We start from the raw sequence: 24,575 nt of genomic DNA on the forward strand, positions 1-24,575 counted from the left end.
TTCCAAGCCTTTTGTTCTTATTTATTTCATTTTCCCCTTAACTGCCTGTAACGGTGCGAGATTCTTTTTGTAAAACAGGTGATCGGAAGGCTGGGAAGGCCGGTTCCGGGACAGAATGGGGACGGGAACCGGGACTCGATACAGGCTCCGCAGCGGAAACATGGATGAACATTGTATTGCTCGATCTGCTTAAGCTCGGGATCTCTTTGGTAGCCCGCTCGGCTCAACGCCCAATCGAAGACGATGCGCATAGGCGCAGCCTATAAACTGGTGAATATTGATAAGACCGGAAAATTGTGCCGTCGGAAAGAAACAGCAACGCAGGATATAACAGGGGACGGACGGATATCGGTAGGGCCAGAACAATGGCAGAACACAGGCTACCGGAATACCTTCTTCTGTAGCTATACTTTTCTACCTGTTTACTTAGGTTTAGTTTAGGGTTTGGTTAGGTTTAGTTTAGGTATAGTATAGGTTGTAGCTAAGCAAACCCTAACTTATTACTAAGCTAACGATAAACAAAAGCTAAACTAAGAAATAAAGCATCCTTAACTCTCCCTTATTTAGGGAAAGGTGGTTCCGCTCGGGGACAACGCTAAGGCTGCTGACAAAGGTCTGCGGAAACCTCCGACTGCCCTCCCAGCCTCCTTCGTACCATGGTCGGGGCTGGTTTAGCCCCTGAACGTCCTGCGTCCGTAGTGAGTCCGTGTTGTCTCCGACTCTAAGCCCGCACTCACCCCGCTGCCAGCACGGACAAATGACGCTCCGAACGCGGCCATATCCCCCGGATGCCCCTAAAAAAGGCCAATACCAGACTGAACCGTAGCCGAACAACTCCGTAGCAACGCAGCAAACACGAAAACAACTCGGAAAAACATACTATCAAAGGCGCAAAAAGAATTTGGGAGCAGAGCAGCGTAGGGGAATGTCCCAATTTAACGATGGAGCGGAGCAACCCTTGTTATCTTATCTCCCTTGGTTTAAAGCAACACATAAGCTGTCTTTATTTATCAGTGATACACCGTGAATACGTGCTAAACCCGAGGTGAGTCTGCGTTGAGTCCGAGTCAGGCACGCAGTAAGCCCTGTCACGCTATGCTCCCCCCTTGAACTGTCCTTAGAGTGGCTTTCGGAGCGGAATGAAAACTGGATAAACACTGGATAATGACTAAAAAGCGCTATATGCCCGAAGAAACACAGCATAAAAAGGGCTAAAAAAGCATTTCGCCCTACTGATTTCCCGCATCGGCCTCAGCATAGGATCGAATCAGGATCCAGTTTAGAAACCTATTTCGAATTCTGGACGCCCTATCTTATCGTTTTTACCTATCGACGGTATTAATCTGAAACATGCTCAATGACCGCCTTAGTAAATGTTTGCTCGAGTATTATAGGCTTTACCTAGGTTTCCTTGATTAGCATTAGTCTGGGTACTCTTTTAGTAAAAGCTAAATATTTCATCCGATTAGCGGTCTGCTTTAAGAACAATTCATCTACTTATATAACAGTCAATTTTACAACTACTGGAATAACGCTTTTTTCAGTAAATTTGATCTAGGTTAATAAATAACAAAAAAGAAGACCTTATTTTTAAGAAATTAAAGATATTAAATACTTTTATTGCAAATAAAACCATATTGGTCCATGATAGATTATGCTCAGCTTTTAAAACAGGTAGAAGAATATGCTGAAACTTATATTACAGAAAATATTTCAGTTTGCCATTGTTTTCACAATACGATACACACACGTTCTGTTGTACGTGCGGCGGAGGAGATTTCATCGTACTATAAACTAGGAGAGGAGGATCACTTTATTGTCATTAGTGCCGCCTTCTTTCATGATCTCGGCTACGTAAAATCTGACAATGCTATTGGTCATGAAAAGAGAAGTGTCGAAATTGCTTTAAATTTCCTCCAGGACAAAGGCATACCGGAAGCCATACAGGAAAAAATCAAAGGTTGTATTTTAGCAACGAGAATGCCTCAGGATCCTACAAATCTGCTGGAGCAAATTCTCTGCGACGCAGACCTATTTCATTTTGGGAATGAGGATTTCGTCAACAGAAACAAACTGATGAAAGCCGAAGCTGAAGCAGTACTAGGGAAGGAGATCGATAAAGACGTATGGCGGGCCGGCACAATCAAACTATTAATGAGCCATCATTACCATACTGAATATGCGCAACAAAAGCTTAATGCCAAAAAGGAGATGAATCTAAAAGAACTGGAGAAAAAACAGGAGAAATCTATCTCAAAAAATAAAGAAAGTAAAAAGGAAGACAAAAAGGAAAAAGAGAAAGGCAGTAAGCCAGAACGTGGGATAGAAACAATGTTCCGGATTACGTCCTCAAACAATCAGCGACTAAGCGACATGGCAGACAATAAGGCCAACATCCTCTTAACGGTCAATTCTATTATCCTTTCTGTCGTGATTGCTGTCTTATTTCGGAAACTAGATGCCAACGAGCACCTGATTATCCCAACAATTATCTTAACTACAGCCGTGGTAGCAACCATGGTCATGGCCATACTATCAACGATACCCAAAATTCCGTCGGGTAAATTCTCAAAGGAGGAAATCGAACAGAAATCAGTCAATCTTCTCTTTTTTGGAAATTTTTACAAAATGAAACTCGACGATTATAACGATGGTATGCAGAAGGTAATGGTCGACTCGGAATTTCTATATGGCATGCTCACCAAGGATGTTTATTCGCAAGGTGTGGTATTAGGACGAAAATATAAGCTTCTACGATACGCCTATGGAATTTTTATGTTTGGACTTGTTATATCGGTTGTTTCTTTTGTCGCCGCAACCATATTTTAATGCAATACTATAAAAACAGTGAAATATTTCAGCATCATGTTTTCCAAACTTTCTTTTTTATTTAAAAAGATGCCGCCTTTAGATCAATCATTAGCTACCAATAGATAGCATCATTATTAATGTTGTTGTAAGCACGTTGCCATAACCATAAATTTATACGGATGAAGAAGAAAGATCTTTATATCAACAGAGACATCAGCTGGTTATCGTTCAATGACCGGGTACTTGACCAAGCCGCTCGTGAGGAGGTACCTTTACTGGAAAAACTACAGTTTCTCGCTATTTTCTCATCCAATCTGGATGAATTTTATCGTGTTAGAATGCCTGTACTAATGGCTTGGAAAAAAATAATGAAGCAAAATCCGGGACAGCTCATTCCGAACATCGATATTGGCACATATAAAAAAGCGTCAAAAACCATCAACAAACAACAGGAAAAATTTGGCTTAATACTAGCTGATATTATCCAAGAATTAGCAAAAGAAAATATATCCTTTATCTACAACCAAGCTATTCCAGCAGAAATAAAAGACCTCGCAGCTCAATATTTCTTTAGTACAATTGCCTCCTACCTCCAAATTATACCAATTGATGATACTTCTTTTTTTCCGATCAACAATCAGCTCTACTTCGTCGTTACAGACGACAATACTGGAGTGGTATTCTTTCTAAATGTCCCTTCAAATCATATTGGCCGCTTTTTCACCTGTGAGATCAATGGGAATAAATATGTCGTACTCATCGATGATATTATCAAAGCATTTTTTCCTGAAGCCATAAGAAATACATCATTAAATTTCTATTCCTTTAAAATCACAAGGGATGCGGAATTAAATCTCCAAGATGAATTTGAGGGTGATATTGCCAAAAAAATTGAGACGGAAGTCAATAAACGTGATCTTGGCTATGCGACACGCTTTCTATTCCAGCCAAATCTGCCAAAACAGCTGATTGAAACATTGGCAACACTATTTGATCTGCGAAAAAGTAGCATTGTCGAAGGCGGAAACTATCACAATCTGAAAGATCTATTTTCATTTCCGATTAAAACAGCAGAACTTTCTTATCCAAAACAGCTGCAAATCAATAAGAATCAGAATTTCAGGGAATCTATCTTTGACCAAATAGACCGAGAGGATCTGTTGGTCTGCACGCCCTATGAATCGTTCGATCCCATACTACGTTTTTTTAATGAGGCCGCAATAGATCCAACCGTAGATGAGATTTACACGACCTTATACCGTATCGCCGGTGATTCGCATATTGCACAAGCGCTGGCTACCGCAGCAAAAAATGGGAAAAGAGTCAATGTATTTGTCGAATTGAAAGCGCGCTTTGATGAAGCGAATAATATACATTGGGCTCGATTAATGAAAGAACAGGGCGTCAAAATCACGTATAGCATCCCCAATTTAAAAGTACATGCCAAAATAGCGCTCGTCAAACGCAAAGAGGGTCGAGAAAGTGCTTTATTAGGCACAGGAAATCTAAATGAAAAAACGGCGAAGGTCTACACGGACTACTTCCTTATGACCTCAAATAAACTATTGACCAACGAATTAGACATGCTATTCGAGTTTTTACCAGCTCGGAGAAAACCCCATCATCCAAATGAGCTGTCTTTTAACCATCTATTAATTGCACAGTTCAATCTCAAACATACATTTTTATCCCTGATAGACAAGACCATCCAAGCAGCTAAAGACGGAGACAGCGCTACAATAAAAATTAAATTAAACAATCTGGAAGAAGAATCGTTAATCAATAAATTGTATGAGGCGAGCCGGGCAGGGGTAAAACTGCAATTATTGGTCAGAGGAATCTGTAGACTAAAACCACAAGTACCCGGATTGAGCGACAACATTGTCGTGAAACGGATTGTAGGACGATATTTAGAACATGGCAGAATATTTATTTTTCAATATCAAGCACAAACGAGCGCGTATCTGGGCTCTGCAGACTGGATGAACCGTAACATCTACCGACGTATAGAAACTTGCTTTCCATTGCTGAATCTAACATTAGCACATCAAATACAAGAGCTATTCGATATTCAGTTTGCAGACGACACCGAAGCAACTTTACTGGATGAACACGGACAAAATCAGGCAATAGAAACACAGCAGAAAAATGTTTCTCAGCAACAAATCCTTCATTATTTGAAAGGCAACATGAGACAATAGGGCTATTCAACAAGGCAGCTCATTACAACAAGAACAGCCTAAAAGCCCAACAATATAATCATTGAACGTAAGCTCATTCAGAAACCGGATGGCTTCCTCAATTTAAAATTTAATCATATAATGATGAAAAATCCCACGATATTGACAACTATGGCATTAGGTTTTGCTTCTGTTATTTTTCTCGCCTGCAATCCGAATAATACAACCAAGGAAAATAACAACAAGCTCGCTCATGTTCAAGCTGAAAAACAGCAACAAATACCCTATACATTATCTTCGGGCATAAAGATGAGTTTGCCCGACGAATTGTTAGAAATATCCGGAATAGCTTTTCTCGCGGGACAGGATGACGATATTTATGCCATTCAAGATGAGCAGGGCTTTCTTTATAAATTTAACAAACCGACACAAAAAGTTACGTTCAACCCTTTTGGAAAAGATGGCGACTATGAGGACATCTCGATAAGCAATACACATTTCTTTATTTTAAAGAGCAATGGTAGCATCTATTCCTTTCCCATTGCCGAAAAGGACGATATAAAAAACGTGGTCGAACAGAAAAATTTACTTCCAAAAGGAGAGTATGAAGGGCTTTTTGTTGACCGCGAAAGCAACCAGGCATACGTATTATGTAAAGAATGTAAGGTCGACAGAAAACAATCGCAAACCTCGGGTTATGTCTTTTCAATTGACGAGCGTGGTCAATTTCAGCCGAAGGGAGAATTTGCCATCCAGCTTGATGAACTTCATGCATTTGATGCTAAAATTAAGAAAACGTTCAAACCCTCGGCGTTAGCTAAAAAAGCAGACAGCAAGGAATGGTATATCTTATCTTCTGTAGACAAAGCTCTTGTTGTAACCGATGAGAATTTTCATGTGAAATCACTCTCTCCATTAGACCCGAAGATCTTCCCTCAACCTGAAGGCATTAACTTTGATTCAAAATTTAATCTTTACATCAGCAGCGAAGCCGGTAATCAGGATAAAGGGATCATTTATAAATTTGAACAAAAATAGGCATGCAAAAGGTAGTACCATTCTTTCTTATTTTTCTTGCTAGTCATGCTTATTCACAACAAAAGCATACACAGTCCCCTGCACATCAGGGCAAATCCTTTGCTCAAACCGTTATCAAGGACAGTTTAAGCATCGTTGCAAATGCAAAATATGGTAAAGCCAGTAAATTCAAGAAGTTCTTCCTTGGCGAAAATTACCGCAAAGAATGGGCCGCGGAAACCACCTTGCCTTTGCTTCAGCTTTCAACCTTGTACGGGGGACTGCATCCTGTCAAACAGGGCGGCGGGATGCAATCGGTTTCCCTACGACTTACGGATTCAATCGGTCGGGAATGGGCACTACGTTCGGTCAATAAAAGGACTGAATCCCTCATACCTGAAGAGCTCCATGGGACCTTTGTACAGGATGTCTTAGACGATGCCACCAGCGCCCAGCATCCCTATTCCGCACTTATGATCCCTGCTTTGGCAAATGCCGTGAACGTCCCCCATGCCCATCCCATCATCGGCGTTGTTGCACAAGACAGCATATTGGGGGAATACGCACCGCTTTTTGAGCATACGGTGGCTTTACTAGAAGAACGCGAACCACTTGGTGATTCAGACAACAGCCCCAAAGCTGTCCGAAAACTACAGGAAGATAACGATGATAACTTTAAGGCTAAGGCATATCTGCGCGCAAGAATGCTGGATGTACTGGTAAGCGATTGGGATCGACACGAGGATCAATGGCGTTGGTATAATGAAAATCAGGATAGCACAGATCACGATAAAGACTACATTCCTATTCCCCGCGATCGGGATCAGGCGCTGCGTGTCACACAAGGTTTTCTGATGAAAGATATCTATCAGCAATTTGTCAACCCAGTCATGCAAGGTTTTACGACGGGTATTCCCAATATTCGCTATTCTTTATTTAAATCGCGTTTTTTAAATGCCCATCCGAGCAACCAGCTTTCTCACAAGGAATGGACCAAAGAGGTCAAGCAATTTGTAGCACGTCTCACAGATTCGGTATTATGGGAGTCGGTACGTAGCCTGCCACAGTCGTCCATTGCTATTCGTGGGGAACAAATTTTTAAAACACTTCAAAGCCGTCGTGATGCTCTACCCTCAGCGATGGAAGAGTATTATAATTTCATCAATAACATTGTCGATATTCACCTCAGCGACAAAAACGAAAAAGTAGAAATACAGAGCACGGAAAATAAAAACCTGAAAGTCAAAGTTTCGAAGATCAATAAAGATGGTAAGGTCACCAAAGCATTGATGTACAAAACCTATAAAAACCGCCTAACAAAAGAAATTCGTCTCTATTTAGGTGAGGGAAAAGACTCTGTTGTCATCGATAACGCAAATTCTCCGATTAAACTCCGAATTATTGGAGATAGCACGCCAAAGACTTATGTTATCAACGAAAGCAAATCGAAAATACAGCTTTACGAGAATACCAAAAACTCCACTTTACTGGGTGAGAAGAACAAAATAAAGCTTCATTATGCACAAGATAGTACCAACACGCAATTTGTTCCTGTAAACCTATATAACACCTGGCTTCCTCTGGTGACTGCGGGTTATAATGCTGATGACGGTTTTTCGCTCGGGCTGGGGGCTGCTTATACACATCAGCGTGGATTTAGAAAAAATCCTTTTACGTATAAGCAACAACTGACTGTAGCAACAGCCTTCCGGACCGGAGCTTATAAAATTCACTATAGAGGCGAATGGATAGCTGTTGTCGGAGATGCAGATCTTGTTGTCGATGCGCTAGCAAAAGCTCCTGACAACACTCAAAACTTCTTCGGTGTAGGTAATAACTCGCTCTTCTTAAAGGAACAGTATGGTGCAAAATATTACAGAAGCAGATTCAATATTTTCAATATCAATCCGCAGTTAAGATGGAAACCTTCATCTACGTTAAGCTTTGCCGTAGGTCCGCATATCCAATTTTACCACTTAGATCCAATTGAGAATGAAGATCGATTTATTTTAAATCCCCAAGCTTTACATTCTTACGATAGTTTATCGATTACCAAAGACAAAACTTTTGCAGGTATCAATGCATTTTTAACACAAGACTCCCATAATCGAAAGATTAACCCAAGTAAAGGGCTATATATTGAAGCCGCTTTGAATTCCTATTTTGGACTCAATCCGTACTCAAAAAATTCAGCGCAGTTAAGTGCCGCAATAACCGGCTATTTCAGTGCATTCAATGAAGGCATTATATTCGCCAATAGAACGGGAGGGGGGATCGTTGTCGGGAACCCTGCATTTTATCAATATTTATTTCTAGGTGGCCATGAAAATCTCAGAGGATTTCGCCAATATCGATTTGCGGGGCAACAGATGCTGTATAATAACCTAGAGGCCCGTGTTAAAGTACTTGATGTCAAAAGCTATGTTCTTCCAGGTGAATTCGGACTAATGACCATGTATGATATTGGAAAAGTATGGGCAAAGGGCTATAATAGTGATAAGTTTCATCAAGGTGTGGGTGGGGGCATTTATTACATCGTCGCCAATGCACTTCCTTTGCATTTTGTCATGACGAAATCCAATGAAGGCTGGTATCCCTATTTCAGCACAGGTTTCCGTTTTTAAAATTTCGATCCATGGAGATAAAGAAAGTACAACTCACAACGGCAAAAAACGCCAATACGTATACAAATGGCAGGCTAGACTTTGAACCATTTTTCAAATACCTGGAATCTTTTATTGAAAATGGCACTTCATCGGATGAAATGATTCCTTTGTTTGCGTTGGAACGCATCAAAGAATTAGAACATCTCAACGGCAAACTCTGCAAGCAGAATCTCAATGCCTATAAAGATATTCTGCAATTGATTTATAGCCTCTCCGTATCGTTGATTGACACTGCTCCAAAAAGGTACTGGGCACTCACAACAGCCCTAGCAGAAGAAGCCTTCTATGGAACCGAAGCCTTTTTCGACCTATCTAGCCATCAGCTTGTGGAGCAAGAAATGCAAGGGAAGATGCGTGCCGGAAGCCTTCTTACGAATCAAGAAAAGCTTTTTTATACCCTCATCTTCGATAGACTCTATGGCTTTTCTCCCAATGAAAATAGCAGCATTGTGTATCATCACCTCAATGATCAGGGGGAGATTATCGATTATTACGATTTAGACATCGATTTTAAATTTGTTGAGATCAAAGCAAAAAAGACATTGCCGGCACTTGATATAGGTCGTTTATCGGAAAACCCCAGTGATTCCATTTTTGACTGGAATACCGTTATCAATACCGTTAAACTGGAAGATTTTGAGTTATCGGGCTTTAGCATGGTGACCTTAAGAAAGACCAGTACGGAACATACCTTACGGCGAATCCAGTCCATCCTCCTGGATTTGCCTACATACAATTACCACCTCTTTTTAGCTGATTTAGAAAAGATAATCACACCGCTATTAAAGGGGCCTGATACGGTATTTAGTCTATTTCCGCTGTTCCAATTAAATGGGGTACCATTTTTCGATTATTCAATCACCAATAAAAGCATCTTGTTTGCTGAAGCGTATACCGCCAATAAAACCTTTAAGATCAATCCTGAAATCGCGGGCTACCTAAAGCATCCACATGTGATATTTTATACAAGTAATGCGACGAATGGTATCCGGAATACCACGTCCATTTTCGACGAGCGGATTAGCTTGTCGGGGGTAACGACCTATTTGTGTATTCCGCTCATTCATAATCATTCTCTTTCAGGCATATTGGAAATATACAGCCGTGAACAAGATCAGCTCGACAGTGAAACCATGCAAGCCTTAGGTTCTCTGGTTCCGCTTTTATCACAACTAGCTCAGGATATCACCCTGGAATTTAAAAAACGTATCGACGATATCATCATTAACCGGTTTACGACAATACAGCCTTCGGTTCAGTGGAAATTTAACCATATTGCGGCCCAATACATTCAGGAACTGGAAAACGATAGTCAGGATGCCCATATTAAAGCGGTTGTATTTGAAGAAGTCTATCCGCTCTATGGTGCTGTCGATGTCAAAGACTCTACGATCATACGAAACGCCTCTATTCTCAAAGACTTTAGCTTCAAGGTCAAACAGCTCGCCATGCTTATTGATGAGCTCTCGTTAGACGGAAAGCACAAATTGATTATGACTTTTTCAGCACGGGTCGATCAAATTACAGAATCTCTTGACCATATCTCTTTTGATGAATCGATGGTCAAGATCATTGAGTTCTTCAGAAAAGATGTGCAGCCATTTTTAGAAGAAGCCAGAAAGCAATTCCCATCAAAAATAGCGGTGATTGAGCATTATGCGAAGCATTTTTTCACCAATCGGGACACCGGGGAGTTTTATCGGAATGAGTTTGAAACTTCTCTACGTCAGATCAATCAATTGATCAGTAGAGAACTGGATCATTTCAATAGCTTCATCCAGGGAAATTATCCGTCTTATTTTCAAAAGTTCAGGACAGACGGTATTGAATATGACATTTATATCGGCGAATCCATTACGCCCCAACAATCGTTCAGCTACGAATTCATCAATGTATTTAGGCGTCAGCAAATTGTTTCGATGGCCAGAATTGCGCTGAAAGCATACCATGCGAAAGATACGCTGCCACTGGCTTTAGAAACAACACAACTGATTTTCATCAACCCACATAGCATTGATATCAGCTTCCGGGAAGATGAAAGGAGGTTTGATGTCGAGGGATCGCTCAATATCCGTTATGAAATCATCAAAAAGAGGATAGACAAAATTCGGATAAAGCGAACCAAAGAACGACTTACCCAGGTCAATAAAATTGCTATTGTCTATTTATCGGATGAAATCCTGGAGGATCTCATGCTAAGTATACAGGCAATCTATGACATGGGCATTATTGAGCATACCATCGAACATTTAAAATTGGAAGATGTACAAGGAATTGCGGGGTTGAAAGCAATTCGCCTTTCGGTGAATTTAAACTATCAAGATTTCTCCTAAATTTGTCCAATAAAGGGAAGTTTATCCCCGTTGATATAGGCTAAATGGGACAATGTCAGATGGAGGATTTAACATATTGATTTAAAAAGGATTACCATGATTACTGATGCCAACTATTTTTATCTAAGCGATTTGCTTGGCACTTTATTTTTTGCAATATCGGGTACCCTGTCGGCAAAACGTAAAGATATTGATATTTTTGGGGCAGCCTTTTTAGGGTTTGTGACAGCCATTGGCGGTGGGTCGATGCGGGATGTATTTTTGAATCTACGCCCAGTATGGGTCAATGATAGCAATTATCTCATCGCTATTTTCCTCGGAATTTTAATTGCCATTATCTTCAATAAACAGTTGTATGGTTATTATCGTACGTTGACACTTTTTGATGCCATCGGAATTAGCTTTTTTACCATCCTTGGGGTACAAAAATCACTCAACTACGAAAGCAATACCTATGCTGCCATTATCTTTGGAATGTTCACCGCGGTATGTGGGGGGATGACACGCGATGTGCTACTCAACGAAACCCCACTAATCTTTAAAAAAGAAGTATATGCTACGGCCTGTTTAGGTGGAGGGCTCACATATATCTTGCTGGTGCACCTTGATCTCGACCTCTCCTGGGCGGCATTTATTGGGGCTGCTGTTGTCTTTTTAATACGAATGACAGCCGTTAAATATCGTTTGTATTTACCCCGCTTGGATTGAGGAAAGTCCCTCTTAGCACGTAAACTTTCTAGAACACGTCACACTGGATGACCGAATCCATATTAAAAATGGATTAAAAGACGGACTAGAAGGAAGCGACAAAGAAAAAGCGTTAGTATGAACTAACGCTTTTTCTTTTGCTGTGGGAATTTCATTTTATAACCAACACGAATATTTCCTTTCACGATAGCATCCAATCGACCTTTTAGCATCGTCTTCTTCAAGGCACTCAATTTGTCGGTAAATAGTTTACCTTCAATATGATCATATTCGTGCTGTACCACTCGGGCAGCCAAACCTGTTAAGTCTACTTCATGCTCTTCAAAGTTCTCATCTAAGTAATTGATGCGAATATTCCGGTGACGCAATACGTCCTCATTAATATCTGGGATACTTAGACAGCCTTCACCGAAAGCCCATTTTTCACCAGACTCCTCAACCATGATGGGATTGATGAAAACTTTTTTGAACGATTGGAGCATTTCTTTGTTTTCTTCATCATCTTCTGCGAAAGGAGTTGCATCGATAACGAACATACGTATAGGCAAACCTACCTGTGGAGCTGCCAAGCCAACACCATGCGCTGCATACATGGTATCGAACATATCATCAATCAATTTCTTTAAATCTGGATAGTCTTCATCTATTTCTTCAGCGACCTTTCTTAATACAGGATCGCCATACGCCACTATCGGAAGTTTCATATGTATTATAATTATTTATAAGTGCCGATACTCATTTCTACCTGAGCTCGTTACACGCTGTTTGCTTTTAAAGTCACTTGGCGCCTGTTGTAATTTTAGCACGTTTTTATTTTAGATCATGTCAGGCTAATTGCTCATCCTGAGTCATTGTACTTTTTTAACAAGGATACACTGTCGCTCCATTATATTCTTTGGTACAAAGGTACGGATAATTATTAAAAGTGAATATTTCTTCAAAACTTCCATAAAAGTTACTTTTGTTTTATGGATCCTTCGTTTATAAATTTGTCGACACAGTTCAAGCTTAGGCTAGAGCAAGCTCTTGAAGTTTCATTAGCGCTTTGTCATGTTGATGGATTTATACAAATATCATCTCCGGAATTAACAATTAACATTTTACTATACCCTCACGAGAAATCCGTGAGACGTGATACTTCCGATCCTTGTATTCATATCGATGAAGACCAATTAATAACAAAGTTTGATTTGATCGTCAGGCGCATTGTTTCTAGAACAAAAAATGACAAACGCATTTACGCCCGTAATACTGTAGTTGCCCGGATCGACAAAGGAACGAGTTTACAGTTCCTCGTGGAACATCATTTACAAACCGCTCTTCCCGGCAAGTATCGTTATGGCCTTTATGAACAGGGAGAGCTTGTTGCGGTCGCGGTATTCTCTGGAGGGCGCCGAATGTTGGATAAAGATGAAGATTATCGCTCATTTGAACTATTACGCTTTTGTAATAAAACAGGTATTAATGTCATAGGGGGCCTTAGCAAATTAATTAAAGCCTTTTGTAGCGATTTCTCGCCAGGAGACATTATGACTTTCACCGACCGTGATTGGAGCCAACATTCTTCGCTCGAAAAAATTGGGTTTGTTGCGAAGGAAATAACTGCACCTATCAACTTTTGGATAGCAGAGACAAAAAGATATGTTTATCGCAATACAGAAGAGCTAAAGGTATTAATGGAACAATATCCGAATGGCTTTCCAAAGGAAAATATGGGCAGCATCAAGATGATTTTATATGTAAAATAAGCTAAATTGTGTATATTGTACACTGTAAGGGTTTGAAAAATAAATAATCAAAAATAATAACGTTATGAAGAGAAAACTTCGCATGGGTATGGTCGGAGGCGGAAACGATGCCTTTATTGGCGCTGTACACCGTATTGCTGCTTTTATGGATGGCAAGATTGAACTGGTTTGTGGTGCATTTAGTATTGATCCACAGATTTCAAAACAATCTGGAGAAGACTTATTTGTAGCTCCTGAGCGTGTCTATCTAAACTATGAAGAGATGATCGAAAAAGAATCTTTGCTTCCTGAAGGCGAGCGTATGGATTTTGTAACGATCGTAACCCCCAATTTTCTACACTTTGCTCCAGCTAAATTAGCGCTAGAAAAAGGTTTTGATGTTGTTGTTGAAAAACCAATGACAGTATCTGTTGAAGAAGCAAAAGAATTACAGGAAACAGTAGAGCGCACAGGCCGCACACTGTGTCTTACGCATACGTATTCCGGCTACCCGATGGTTAAACAAGCCAAAGCGATGGTCAAAGAAGGCCACTTCGGTAAGATCAGAAAGATTGTGGTTGAGTATCCACAGGGTTGGTTAAGCCGACTAACAGAACGCGAAGGTAATGCCGGGGCCGCTTGGCGTGCAGATCCGAAACGCTCAGGTAAATCGTTGGTTATGGGTGATATCGGTACCCATGCTGCGCATTTAGCGGAATATGTATCGGGGTTAAAAATCCAAGAACTATGTGCAGACCTCACAACATTTGTTGAAGGTCGTCTATTGGATGACGATGGCTCGGTGCTTTTGCGTTTCGAAAATGGTGCTAAAGGTGTATTAATGGCTTCGCAAATTTCAGCCGGAGAAGAAAATGCCGTTCGTATCCGTATCTACGGTGAAAAAGGTGGATTGGAATGGGCAAATGAGGATCCGAACAATTTAATCATCAAGATGCTTGATCAGCCTCGTCAGCTTTATCGCACAGGAAATGCTTACGCAGCGCCTTATACGTTGAGTTCTTTTGCAACACATAATACCCGCGTACCAGCAGGTCACCCAGAGGGCTTATTGGAATCATTTGCGAATATCTACCGTAATTTTGCGGCAACAGTTACGGCAAAACGTGAAGGACAAATTCCGACAGCTGAACAACAAGATTTTCCAACAGTTTACGATGGCGTAAGAGGCATGGCTTTTATCGATACTGTCGTAAAAAATAACGAAGGAACAGAAAAATGGACTAAATTTGTTCTGTGATAGACAGATTAAAATATACACTTTCTCTTTTGGAACAGCAAACCGTTCCGAAAGAGAAAGTTATCGTTATCTTAGGACCTACAGCTTCAGGAAAGACGAAACTAGCCGTTCAACTGGCGCAACGCATCGATGCTGAAATCATCAGTGGAGATTCCCGCCAAATCTATAAAAGAATGGACATCGGTACGGGAAAAGATCTATCGGAATATCAAGATATTCCCTATCATCTTATCGACACCCATGAACCGGGAGAACGCTATCATCTCGGAAACTTTATCGCTGACTTCCATCAAGCCCGACAATCCATTCTAGAAAGGGGAAAACATACTATCCTTTGTGGTGGTACAGGCTTATATATCCAAAGTGTAATCCAACAAAATCCATATGCGCTGATCCCATCTATCGAAGGCCTCAAGGAGTCATTACTTCCCCTCCCAGAGACAGAGTTGTTAAAACGCCTTCAGGAATATACACTACCCGCGAATTTCCAAATCGATCTTTCGACCAAAAAACGTATCATCCGCGCAATAGAAATATTAGCATTTTTAGATACTCACCCCGATCACATCGCTCAGCAACAAACGGTAGATAGCATCGTTATCGGATTAAATCCGTCAGTGGAAATCCGACGCGAACACATTAGCCAAAGATTAAAACAACGATTAAATGATGGCTTATTAGCAGAAGTGGCAAAACTCCTGACCGAAGGGATTACACACGATCAGCTTCAATACTATGGCCTGGAGTATAAATATGCGTCATTCCATCTCCTTGGACAGCTCGATTACCCGACCTTTACCAAAAAATTGGAGACAGAAATACATCGCTATGCCAAAAGGCAAATGACTTACTTCCGAAAAATGGAAAAAGACGGTATAATTATCCATTGGGTTTAAAAAAAATAACAATTGTTCTCTATCATAAAAAAAATTTCATATTTTTAAAAGAACCTTATAACAATTGTGATGAGAACATTATCGCTTATTTTTGCACTGCTTGTCTGTGCCCTATTTTCATTGAAAGCACAAGAAAAAGTTATCGCCGAAGTTCATTATCAATTTAAACATAACAACGATACGACCAAAAATGCGGTACAGCTAACGGATGAAACAGTCACCTATCTCGGTAAAGAAAGTAGTCTCTATAGAACCTACTCAGATATTCTCGTCAAACAACAGTTAGATGCCAAAACTGCAGCTCAAGATTTTGACGGCAATTTAACGTTAAAAATGCCTGCCAGTCCCCCGGTTCTGGATGGATACATTATTTATCCTTCTTTAAAAAAGACCATTCATATAGCGGGAATATCGTCTCCGGCAGATGCTTATTCATGCGAAGCTCCCTACGAAAGCCAGGACTGGGAAATAACAGATAAAACTAAAACTATCGGTGGATACCTTTGTCAAAAGGCCACATGTCGATTTAAAGGAAGGGATTACACGGCTTGGTTTACGACAGAACTGCCATTTTCTTTTGGACCATGGAAGCTACATGGACTACCGGGGCTTATTCTTTCGGTACAAGATTCCAAAAACGACGTCAGCTGGGAATATGCCGGCTTTCAAAAACAACCTTCGGACCAATCACTTCGAATTGAGCCTTCAAAAAGTGTTATACCCGCAAAAAAAGAGGAAATTCAAAGACTAAAAACGGCATTTAAAGAGAATCCCAGCGCCTATTATGAAACACTTGGGGCAACTGGTCGCGCAAACCCTTTTCAGATCGATTATTCTAAAGTCCAAATCAGCTTCGATGTTCAAGGTCAAGCCCCTTCAACACAAACAAACAATCCTATCGAATTAGCGCCATAGTTTATGCCCAAAAATTTTGTGCTGTTTGTCTGTTTTTGGCTATGCGGCTATTTCTGTTATGGGCAACATCAGATCTCCGGGGTTTTATTAGATAACACGAGTAAGCAAGGTATTCGCGCAGCAAGCGTTAATCTAAAATCTAGTGATGGAAAAGTAATTTCCTTTAAAATAACGGATGCTCTTGGGCATTTTGAAATGATAACATCCAAGGATCTAACAAATGCCTACATAGAGATCAACCATATCGGGTACAAACGTTTCAGCCAAACACTTGGGAGCCAACTACGCAACCTTCAAATCATACTCGAACAAACCACTATTTTATTGGAGGAAGTCAAGATCAAAAGTGCGCCTAAAATAGCACGCAGCGGGGACACACTCACCTACAACGTGGCTGGATTTGCTGACTCCAATGATCGAACTATCGGCGATGTATTGAAGCGAATGCCTGGGCTGGAAGTCCTTGAAAATGGTGAAGTGAAATACCAGGGCAAATCCATTTCAAACTTTTATATCGATGGGGATGATTTGCTGGCTGAAAAATACGGTTTGGGGACAAAATCAATATCCCCAGATTTAGTTAAAGACATACAAGTCATATCTCATCATGAGCATATTAAATTGCTCAAAAATAAAAGGTATAGTGATGATGTTGCGCTAAACCTGGTAATAAAAGAAGAAGCTAAACTAAAGCCGTCCGGTAGCATAATGCTCGGATTGGGAACTCCCAAACATTTCGATGGAGATCTAAACACGATGATGTTTAACAAAAAAGTGAAATTTCTCAATGCCCTGAAAGCAAATAACATCGGTCAGGATCTTGCTATTTACATGGAAGAAACGAGATCACAGGCAAAAATTGACAATCTACTTTCTTTAGGAACAATCGGCAGCCCTCCTTTAGAGAAAAGAGATTACCTCCAGAATAAGACCGGCCTTTTCGATTTCAATTTTTCAAAACCGATTAAAAAAGACTGGTCGCTACGTACGAATATCCAGGGATTATATGACAGAAACAACATTCATTATGAAGGGAAAAACACCTATTATACTGAAAAGGGGGATATTTCATTCCATGAGATTCAGATTGCACAAATTAACACTAAGGCCGCGACCGGGCAAGTGACAGTTGAGCGCAATACCGATCATTTTTACTTTAAAAATTCCTTAACAATGGGGCTAAATAGTGAGGATTCCGAATCGAGTATCTCATCAGATACAATACCGATCGACAACAATATTCATCATAGGTCCAAAACGATCAACAATCAACTGATTTATATGCCGGAGCTTAAAAATGGAAATATTATCCAACTTCAATGGTCTAGTAAATATTATACAAAGCCCCAGAGACTACGCAGTTCTACCGAAGTATTCAATGACCTGTTTTATCCAGTCATATTTGATAAGATAATCCAACATGTCAATGTACCGACCTTCAATACTGTCGCTTCGCTGGGATATCGCCTCCCCAGCGGTAAAATAAACCAATACTACGGTATAAAGCTCGAATTAGAAAATCAACGCCTTGAATCTAACATCGAACTCCTACAGGGAGAAAAAATTTTCAATCCGTTGCTAGATTCAACAATAAATAGAATGAATTGGTTACGCACATCCAGTGAATTCAATGCACATTATGCTTGGAATAAAGAGCGTTTTAAATCAAATTTATCCTTGCCTGTCGCCTTTATCCATACCCGTTTTGAAGACAAAAATTATCAGCTCAATAATTGGAAAAATCTCATCCAATTTACACCCAGCTTTAGCGCTCGATACCATATTGGCTATGATGATGAACTTGCATTTTCCTATAAAAATAGCAACAACTTGGGAAATATAGATGCTGTTTATCGCGGTTTGATTATCCAAAATTACCGAACTAGATCTTATAATAGCTCAGCCAATCCAGTGAGCAGAAATAATGATTTTTTCTTGAACTATAAATTGGGACAATCGGTTAAATTACTGTTTTTTCATTTTGGACTAGGTTATGAAATTCACTCAACAAACAATATGATAGCCACTACAGTTACAGACTCATTGACGGCGACACAACTGATTGCAAAAGAAAATTCTATGCACAGCTATACAGCTACCATCGGTCTTGATAAATATATATTCAAGCTAGGGGCCCTATTCAAACTGAAATTCAATTGGAGACGATCAAACTACAATCAGTTATTTAACAAGGAAATATTACCCATTGCCATTACTTCTTATGAACTACAACCTGCTTTCAACAAGAAATTTTTCAGAAGGATAGCACTAGATTATAATAGCTCCATTAATCTATCATTTTCCTCCCAGGGCAATGCATCGTCAGATCGTCGTATTCTTTTTATTACGCAATCGATGAACTTCCCCATCAATATCACAAAATCAGTATTACTTAAATGGAATCTTCAGCACCTTTTTAACAAACAGCCTGATTATAAGAATACAAATTATTTATTCTGCAACGTCATGACAAGATATAGTCGATGGGGAATGGATTTTGAACTGGATATACGCAACCTAGCCAATATAAAAAGTTTTGAAACAAACTCCATAACAGCCAATGTACAGTCGCAGAATCGTTATGAACTGCGGGGACGAACGGCTCTCCTTAGGGGAATTTACCATATCAAATAGGTTTCTTATAGGAATTTAAATGCTATAAAAACAAAAAAGGGTTAGTATCACTACTAACCCTTTTCGTTAATCTCTTTCTATTATAACTTAATTTCTTCATCCTTCGCATTGAAGAAATGGAATTCAGTTAGATAATATGACGTCATTGGATTTACTTTAATCCATTTTCCGTACTTCATGAACCATTTCATTCTTTTAGAAATCAAACCAGACTTAATGTAGGCGTCTATATAAGGGTGAACACATAAGGTCACCTTCTTTTCGTTCTGTTCTTGAAGAATAAAGCTCAAATTATTTTCTATATCATCCATAAGGACAATACTTGATCGGATTTCACCTGTACCATCACAAGCCGGACATTTTTCGTTTGTGACAATATTCATTTCAGGTCTAACGCGCTGACGTGTAATTTGAACCAATCCAAATTTACTTGGAGGCAAAATCGTATGTCTCGCTCTATCCGCTACCATACATTCTTTTAAGAACGTATACAACTCTTTTCGATGATTGGGTTTATGCATATCGATAAAATCGATGACTACAATTCCGCCCATATCACGCAAACGCAGCTGTCGCGCAATTTCTTTTGCTGCTTCCATATTGACCAGCAATGCATTGTCTTCCTGATTCTCCTTATTCGCAGAACGGTTACCACTGTTGACATCAATGACATGCAGGGCTTCGGTATGCTCAATAACGAGATACGCACCACCAGGCAATGTTACCGTTTTGCCAAAAGCTGCCTTGATTTGCTTTTCAACTCCGAAATGATCAAAAATTGGCTCTTTATGTTTATAAAGTTTGACAATTTTCTCCAAATCTGGAGATATATCGTGTATATATGATTTTGTTTCTTCGAAGATCGAAGGATCATTAACATAAATATGTGAAAACTCGTCTGTCAAAATATCCCGTAGAATAGTGGATGCACGATCCATTTCGCCAAGAACCTTTTGAGGCGGTTCAGCATTACGAAGACGTTTGGTAAATAGTTCCCATTTTGAGATCAGGTCCAATAAGTCACGTTGTAGTTCTTCAACACCCTTACCTTCGGAAACTGTACGAATGATAACACCAAAATTAGCTGGCTTAATCCCTTCGACAATCTTTTTTAGGCGGTTGCGTTCATTACTACCTTTGATACGCTTGGAAATGGAAACAGTACTTGAGAAAGGTACCAAAACGACAAAACGACCTGCTATTGAAAGGTCTGAACTCAGACGCGGTCCTTTTGTTGAAATGGGTTCTTTGGCGATTTGTACTGGCACGAGCATATTTTTGCTCAAGACATCAGAGATCTTACCAGCTTTATCGATATCCTTTTCAAGTTTTAAACTATTGAGCAGTTTCTCTTGATAACTGCCATTCTTCACTATACGCGTAAGCTTTAGCAAAGATTGAACTTGAGGACCCAAATCTAAATAATGTAGAAAAGCATCCTTTTCGTAGCCTACATCTACGAAAGCTGCATTAAGCCCAGGCATAATTCGCTTGATACGTCCGAGATAGATATCTCCAACAGCGAAGTTATTATTTGCGGGCTCGCGGTTAAGTTCAACAAGCTGCTTATCTTGTAGTAAAGCAATAGTTACCCCTTTATCAGGAGTTGAATCGATAATTAATTCCTTTACCAAAAGCTACTCATTTTTGATACCTATGCAATATCCTATCGCAATCTTGGGTATCCGATTAAACATTTAAAGAACGTTGTTACGAAAAAAACAATCTACATCCCCTTCACAGACATGTAGATCGTTTCGTAAAGCTATCTCAGCAAAATGGGCCAAGATGTTTAAAAGCTTATCACAAGACTATTTTTTCTTGTGTCTATTTTTTCTTAAACGTTTTTTACGTTTGTGAGTAGCCATCTTGTGTCTTTTTCTTTTTTTTCCGCTTGGCATAGCTAAATTTTTTAATGATTATAAAATAATAAATTAATTACTTGCTCAATTCAGCAATCTTTCGATCGATGAATTGTGATAGGGAAGGATCGGCTGCAAGTTCCTTACTTTTTTGAAAAGCTGTAACGGCTTCCTTTTTCATCCCAATATTTTCATAGCCTGTGGCTAAGTAAAAGTATGACTCAGCATCGGGTTTTTGATCGATAACGGTCTTAAAACGCTCGATGGCTTTGTCAAACTGACGGGACTGTAATGAAAACAATCCCAAAGTTTTGTTTGCTTCTAAGTTTTTAGGATCGGCAGCAACGACTTCTCGCAATAAGGCAATACCCGCCATAGGATTGTTCGTTCCCGATACCATTGCGGCACCCAATCCTGTTTTTGCATCCAAACTACTTGTATTCGCTTTTAACGCAGCCTCATATGCATGAATAGCATTTTGATTCAACGCTTGAGCTAAAGTAGAATCCTGCAAATTTGTATAAGCGGCACGATAAGCATTACCTGCTTTCAACCAATACTCAAACTTCGGTGAAACCTTCGCCATTTCCTCATAGATGAAAGCCTGAGGGGCTGGTTTTGCGACATCATCCCACTTATTTGCCAACTGTTGCAACAGCTTTATCTTATCCTCTCCAGAAGCTTTTGCAACTTGGCCCTCAATATCGGAAATTTCTTTGACTAAACTAGCATCTAAACCTTGTTTTGTCATCGAAGATATATTTTCCAAATTTACTTCATTGGACGGCTTCGACTCAGATGCTGCAGCAGTTTGTTTTTCTTTGTTCACCAAACCTTTAATAGGCTGCGCTAAAAGCACAGCAACCAAGGCTACTACTGATCCTATGACTATTATCTGTTTGGTTTTTGCCATTTTAATCTATTTTAAAGATTATTTATTGCCATTCTTTACTTTCTCTACGAAAATTTTTGCTGGCTTGAAACTAGGAACAAAGTGTTCAGGGATAATGATTGCTGTATTTTTTGAAATGTTTCTTGCAGTCTTCTCAGCTCTTTTTTTGACTACGAAGCTACCAAAACCTCTTACATATACATTTTCTCCTCCGATCATTGCGTTTTTGACAACTTTAAAGAACGCCTCTACGGTTTCTTGAACATCTACCTTCTCTAAGCCAGTTTTGGTAGAGATTTCTGCAATAATTTCTGCTTTAGTCATATCTATTTTACTGTAATTATTTATTTTTCAACCCTTAAGCCAACTAATGTTTGGGGATGCAAAAGTATTGTTTTAAAATGAGTAATGGAAATTATTTAAATACTTTTTTGATAAATAAGCTTCCAAAAGCCAAACATTTACAATCAATTAACGAGACACTATGTTCGACCAACCCTTAAATAAACCTCAAAAATAAAAACAATTATCTAATTTACAAGATGTTGACTTATTAGTTGTCATATAAAAATCAATATATGCCAATTGCATGACTTAGTTGATTCAAATCCGCCTTGGTATGGTGTGCATTTACCACAATCCGATTTAATAGGGGATCTGTGGCAAGGGGATAAGGGAAACTTGACACAAGTACTCCGGCATTCATCAGCCTCGCATAAAGGCCCGTATCCGTTGATGAAAACACCGGAAAATTAGCAACAGCGTTTAATCCAGACCCCATATGTGCTTTGAAGGAATTAATATTATACTGCAACTTTTCGAATTGCTGTAAATAGATCTGCTCTCCATGGATAAATGCGTATAAGCTCGCTGGCGAACTTGGAGAAGACCCTGTATAAAAGTTTGATCGCTTGAAATACTTAATTCGTTCCTCATCGGCCAAAATCAATCCAGCATCTGTTGCCAGGCCTTTTGCCAAGGATGCGACGACAATCAGCTCAATATTAGTCTGTTGAAAACTACTTTTATCTAATGAAATGCCATTCTTGCGCAAAACTCCTATTCCGTGAGAATCATCCAAGAGCAGTATAATTTTTTTACCCGGATCAATACGATTGAAAACAGTGAAATCGTATAATTCCGGGCGCATATTGTCCAAGCTGTTACTAACGATGATAAATGATTTTTGGGCTGAATGATTGATATACTCGATCGTTGCATTGGCCCAGTCAACAAAATGTCCAGTTGCTGCAGGCTTTTTATCTAACCATAAAGAAGGGTGACATGCGGGTGCGTACAATACTTCGCCTTCAGCCGCCAAGGTTCTTACAAGAAATTGCGTCGCCAGATATCCACTTGAGAGCAACAGACTTGCTTCAAAACCAAAACGCATTGCAGCATATTCTTCCGCTTGATCAAATATGGCCTGTTGCACATTATTATTTCGTGAAGTGCCATTGTTAATACCATATCGCTGTATACCTTCTATGAAAATAGCAGCATATGCTTGATCTGTTGCCAGCCCTAGATAGGAAGTTCCACCGAAAAAAAGATATTCCTTACCGCCGACCACAATAACTCGACCTGTTGGTTGTTCTAAATGTGTAAAATTATTCATCTATATATAGCCGATTCATTTAATTAGCGGGTCAAGACTTCGGGGTTAGCGATATGCTGTGGATTACCCTCGGAAAAGGCTACAATATTCTCAAAAGCAAGTCTAAATAATCGTTCATAACCATTCTTCTCCACATAGCCAATATGTGGCGTACAGAGCACATTTGGTAGCTGCAATAAAGGATAGTTAGGATCAAAGACTGGCTCGGACTCATAGACATCTACCGCAGCCATTCCCGGAACACCTGTTTCGAGCGCGGTCAATAGTGCACCCTCTTCAACCAACTCTGCACGGGAAGTATTGACAAAAAGTGCAGTCGGCTTCATAGACCGGAGATCTTCGAGCTTTACGATACCTCGCGTCGCAGGCACTAACCGAAGGTGTAAAGTAACAACATCTGAAAAATGAAAAAAATCGGATTTACTTGTTGCAGCTAAAAAACCGTCTTTTACAGCTTCTTCTCGGGAATTTTCGCTTCCCCAAACAATTACTTGGGCACCAAAAGCCTTTGCATATTGCGCTATTCGCTTCCCTATTTTTCCATAACTCCATATCCCTATTGTTTTTCCGGAGACACATTCTCCTATGTTCGTTTGCCATAGGCCTTTGTCCATATCTGAAAGAGCCTTAGGTAAACCTCGGAGTGCATTCATGATCAAAAGCCAGGTCAATTCAGCTGGAGCAACAGGAGAACCCATGCTTTCTGCAACAGCCACATGAAAGCGGCTACAAACAGCCAAATCCAAATGATTTGAAATTTTGCCCGTTTGGCTGATCAACTTTAGCTTGGGAAGCTGGGACAACAGTTCTTCTGTAATCTGGGTCCGTTCTCTAATGAGCACTAGCGCTTCCGTATCGCTTAATTTTTCCGCCAGTAAAGCCGGATCTGCATAGGACTGTTTCAATATTTGGACATCGTGACCATCAAGAATTTTGAAACAGTCCAACTGTTGGACAGCATCTTGATAGTCATCTAAAATGGTTATTCGCATTTTTTTGACTTAATTTTAAACTCTCATTTTCAATATCCAACGAAAGTAAAAGGCTTTTATATCCCT

General features: G+C 39.8%; 19 protein-coding genes. 13 read left to right on the forward strand and 6 right to left on the reverse strand.

What is annotated here, in order from left to right; all coding sequences use genetic code 11:
- Positions 1 to 53: 53 nt before the first annotated feature.
- The 8 genes from B4Z90_RS03310 (at position 54) to B4Z90_RS03345 (ending at position 11,715) form a co-directional block, all read left to right on the forward strand.
- On the forward strand, positions 54 to 266 hold the full coding sequence (locus B4Z90_RS03310; protein WP_112375125.1) for a hypothetical protein: 213 nt from the start codon (positions 54 to 56) through the stop codon (positions 264 to 266).
- Complete coding sequence (locus tag B4Z90_RS03315) at positions 244 to 441, forward strand: hypothetical protein (RefSeq protein ID WP_139144877.1); 198 nt, start codon at positions 244 to 246, stop codon at positions 439 to 441. Before B4Z90_RS03310 ends, B4Z90_RS03315 begins: the two co-directional genes overlap by 23 nt.
- Before the next feature lie 1,203 nt (positions 442 to 1,644).
- Positions 1,645 to 2,829 carry a Pycsar system effector family protein gene (locus tag B4Z90_RS03320; RefSeq protein WP_236560325.1) on the forward strand — a complete coding sequence of 395 codons (1,185 nt, stop codon included), beginning with the start codon at positions 1,645 to 1,647 and terminating at the stop codon, positions 2,827 to 2,829.
- 161 nt (positions 2,830 to 2,990) lie between these two features.
- Positions 2,991 to 5,012 (forward strand): polyphosphate kinase 1, encoded by a 2,022-nt coding sequence (gene ppk1, locus B4Z90_RS03325; RefSeq protein WP_115046283.1) that lies wholly within the window; start codon positions 2,991 to 2,993, stop codon positions 5,010 to 5,012.
- Between the two features lie 120 nt (positions 5,013 to 5,132).
- On the forward strand, positions 5,133 to 6,029 hold the full coding sequence (locus B4Z90_RS03330) for a hypothetical protein (protein ID WP_236560327.1): 897 nt from the start codon (positions 5,133 to 5,135) through the stop codon (positions 6,027 to 6,029).
- Between the two features lie 2 nt (positions 6,030 to 6,031).
- Positions 6,032 to 8,632 (forward strand): hypothetical protein, encoded by a 2,601-nt coding sequence (locus tag B4Z90_RS03335; protein WP_286801407.1) that lies wholly within the window; start codon positions 6,032 to 6,034, stop codon positions 8,630 to 8,632.
- A gap of 11 nt (positions 8,633 to 8,643) precedes the next feature.
- Positions 8,644 to 11,007, forward strand: a complete 2,364-nt coding sequence (locus B4Z90_RS03340; RefSeq protein ID WP_286709807.1) for a GAF domain-containing protein — start codon at positions 8,644 to 8,646, stop codon at positions 11,005 to 11,007.
- Positions 11,008 to 11,103: 96 nt separating this feature from the next.
- Entirely contained in the window at positions 11,104 to 11,715 is a 612-nt protein-coding gene (locus tag B4Z90_RS03345; protein ID WP_070562817.1) for a trimeric intracellular cation channel family protein, read from the forward strand.
- Positions 11,716 to 11,837: 122 nt separating this feature from the next.
- Here the strand turns inward: B4Z90_RS03345 and def are convergent, their stop codons facing one another.
- The gene (gene def / locus B4Z90_RS03350) at positions 11,838 to 12,419 is read right to left on the reverse strand and encodes a peptide deformylase (protein ID WP_070562814.1); all 582 of its coding nucleotides are present in this window, start codon (positions 12,417 to 12,419) and stop codon (positions 11,838 to 11,840) included.
- Positions 12,420 to 12,683: 264 nt separating this feature from the next.
- Here def and B4Z90_RS03355 point away from each other — a divergent pair, with 264 nt between their 5' ends.
- From B4Z90_RS03355 to B4Z90_RS03375, 5 genes are all read left to right on the forward strand, one after another.
- Positions 12,684 to 13,463 (forward strand): hypothetical protein, encoded by a 780-nt coding sequence (locus B4Z90_RS03355; RefSeq protein ID WP_115046279.1) that lies wholly within the window; start codon positions 12,684 to 12,686, stop codon positions 13,461 to 13,463.
- 64 nt (positions 13,464 to 13,527) lie between these two features.
- Complete coding sequence (locus tag B4Z90_RS03360; RefSeq protein ID WP_070562808.1) at positions 13,528 to 14,700, forward strand: Gfo/Idh/MocA family protein; 1,173 nt, start codon at positions 13,528 to 13,530, stop codon at positions 14,698 to 14,700.
- Positions 14,697 to 15,596: a tRNA (adenosine(37)-N6)-dimethylallyltransferase MiaA gene (gene miaA / locus B4Z90_RS03365; protein WP_139144917.1), complete on the forward strand. Its 900-nt coding sequence runs from the start codon at positions 14,697 to 14,699 to the stop codon at positions 15,594 to 15,596. The genes B4Z90_RS03360 and miaA overlap by 4 nt, the downstream gene beginning before the upstream one ends.
- Before the next feature lie 69 nt (positions 15,597 to 15,665).
- Positions 15,666 to 16,511, forward strand: a complete 846-nt coding sequence (locus B4Z90_RS03370; RefSeq protein WP_070562802.1) for a GLPGLI family protein — start codon at positions 15,666 to 15,668, stop codon at positions 16,509 to 16,511.
- A 3-nt stretch (positions 16,512 to 16,514) separates the two neighbouring features.
- Positions 16,515 to 19,145: a hypothetical protein gene (locus B4Z90_RS03375; RefSeq protein WP_070562799.1), complete on the forward strand. Its 2,631-nt coding sequence runs from the start codon at positions 16,515 to 16,517 to the stop codon at positions 19,143 to 19,145.
- A gap of 80 nt (positions 19,146 to 19,225) precedes the next feature.
- Here B4Z90_RS03375 and B4Z90_RS03380 read toward each other — a convergent pair whose 3' ends face one another.
- From B4Z90_RS03380 to B4Z90_RS03400, 5 genes are all read right to left on the reverse strand, one after another.
- On the reverse strand, positions 19,226 to 20,779 hold the full coding sequence (locus B4Z90_RS03380) for an Rne/Rng family ribonuclease (protein ID WP_046673301.1): 1,554 nt from the start codon (positions 20,777 to 20,779) through the stop codon (positions 19,226 to 19,228).
- A gap of 304 nt (positions 20,780 to 21,083) precedes the next feature.
- The gene (locus tag B4Z90_RS03385) at positions 21,084 to 21,920 is read right to left on the reverse strand and encodes a tetratricopeptide repeat protein (RefSeq protein WP_070562796.1); all 837 of its coding nucleotides are present in this window, start codon (positions 21,918 to 21,920) and stop codon (positions 21,084 to 21,086) included.
- A gap of 18 nt (positions 21,921 to 21,938) precedes the next feature.
- Complete coding sequence (locus tag B4Z90_RS03390; RefSeq protein ID WP_046673299.1) at positions 21,939 to 22,223, reverse strand: HU family DNA-binding protein; 285 nt, start codon at positions 22,221 to 22,223, stop codon at positions 21,939 to 21,941.
- A gap of 247 nt (positions 22,224 to 22,470) precedes the next feature.
- On the reverse strand, positions 22,471 to 23,517 hold the full coding sequence (locus B4Z90_RS03395; protein ID WP_286801409.1) for an 8-amino-7-oxononanoate synthase: 1,047 nt from the start codon (positions 23,515 to 23,517) through the stop codon (positions 22,471 to 22,473).
- Between the two features lie 23 nt (positions 23,518 to 23,540).
- A complete protein-coding gene (locus B4Z90_RS03400; protein WP_286801410.1) occupies positions 23,541 to 24,509 on the reverse strand; it encodes a D-2-hydroxyacid dehydrogenase family protein in 969 nt (322 codons plus the stop codon).
- Positions 24,510 to 24,575 lie beyond the last annotated feature (66 nt).

This window comes from Sphingobacterium sp. UBA5639 (assembly GCF_002421245.1).
In the GTDB taxonomy this organism is placed as follows: domain Bacteria; phylum Bacteroidota; class Bacteroidia; order Sphingobacteriales; family Sphingobacteriaceae; genus Sphingobacterium; species Sphingobacterium multivorum.

Coding starts and splice junctions, on each gene's coding strand:
- B4Z90_RS03385 (WP_070562796.1), bottom strand. CDS start 21,920: ATGGCAAAAACCAAACAGATAATAGTCATAGGATCAGTAGTAGCCTTG.
- B4Z90_RS03345 (WP_070562817.1), top strand. CDS start 11,104: ATGATTACTGATGCCAACTATTTTTATCTAAGCGATTTGCTTGGCACT.
- B4Z90_RS03355 (WP_115046279.1), top strand. CDS start 12,684: ATGGATCCTTCGTTTATAAATTTGTCGACACAGTTCAAGCTTAGGCTA.
- B4Z90_RS03400 (WP_286801410.1), bottom strand. CDS start 24,509: ATGCGAATAACCATTTTAGATGACTATCAAGATGCTGTCCAACAGTTG.
- B4Z90_RS03390 (WP_046673299.1), bottom strand. CDS start 22,223: ATGACTAAAGCAGAAATTATTGCAGAAATCTCTACCAAAACTGGCTTA.
- B4Z90_RS03335 (WP_286801407.1), top strand. CDS start 6,032: ATGCAAAAGGTAGTACCATTCTTTCTTATTTTTCTTGCTAGTCATGCT.
- B4Z90_RS03360 (WP_070562808.1), top strand. CDS start 13,528: ATGAAGAGAAAACTTCGCATGGGTATGGTCGGAGGCGGAAACGATGCC.
- ppk1 (WP_115046283.1), top strand. CDS start 2,991: ATGAAGAAGAAAGATCTTTATATCAACAGAGACATCAGCTGGTTATCG.
- B4Z90_RS03375 (WP_070562799.1), top strand. CDS start 16,515: ATGCCCAAAAATTTTGTGCTGTTTGTCTGTTTTTGGCTATGCGGCTAT.
- B4Z90_RS03330 (WP_236560327.1), top strand. CDS start 5,133: ATGATGAAAAATCCCACGATATTGACAACTATGGCATTAGGTTTTGCT.
- B4Z90_RS03320 (WP_236560325.1), top strand. CDS start 1,645: ATGATAGATTATGCTCAGCTTTTAAAACAGGTAGAAGAATATGCTGAA.
- B4Z90_RS03340 (WP_286709807.1), top strand. CDS start 8,644: ATGGAGATAAAGAAAGTACAACTCACAACGGCAAAAAACGCCAATACG.
- B4Z90_RS03315 (WP_139144877.1), top strand. CDS start 244: ATGCGCATAGGCGCAGCCTATAAACTGGTGAATATTGATAAGACCGGA.
- B4Z90_RS03395 (WP_286801409.1), bottom strand. CDS start 23,517: ATGAATAATTTTACACATTTAGAACAACCAACAGGTCGAGTTATTGTG.
- def (WP_070562814.1), bottom strand. CDS start 12,419: ATGAAACTTCCGATAGTGGCGTATGGCGATCCTGTATTAAGAAAGGTC.
- B4Z90_RS03370 (WP_070562802.1), top strand. CDS start 15,666: ATGAGAACATTATCGCTTATTTTTGCACTGCTTGTCTGTGCCCTATTT.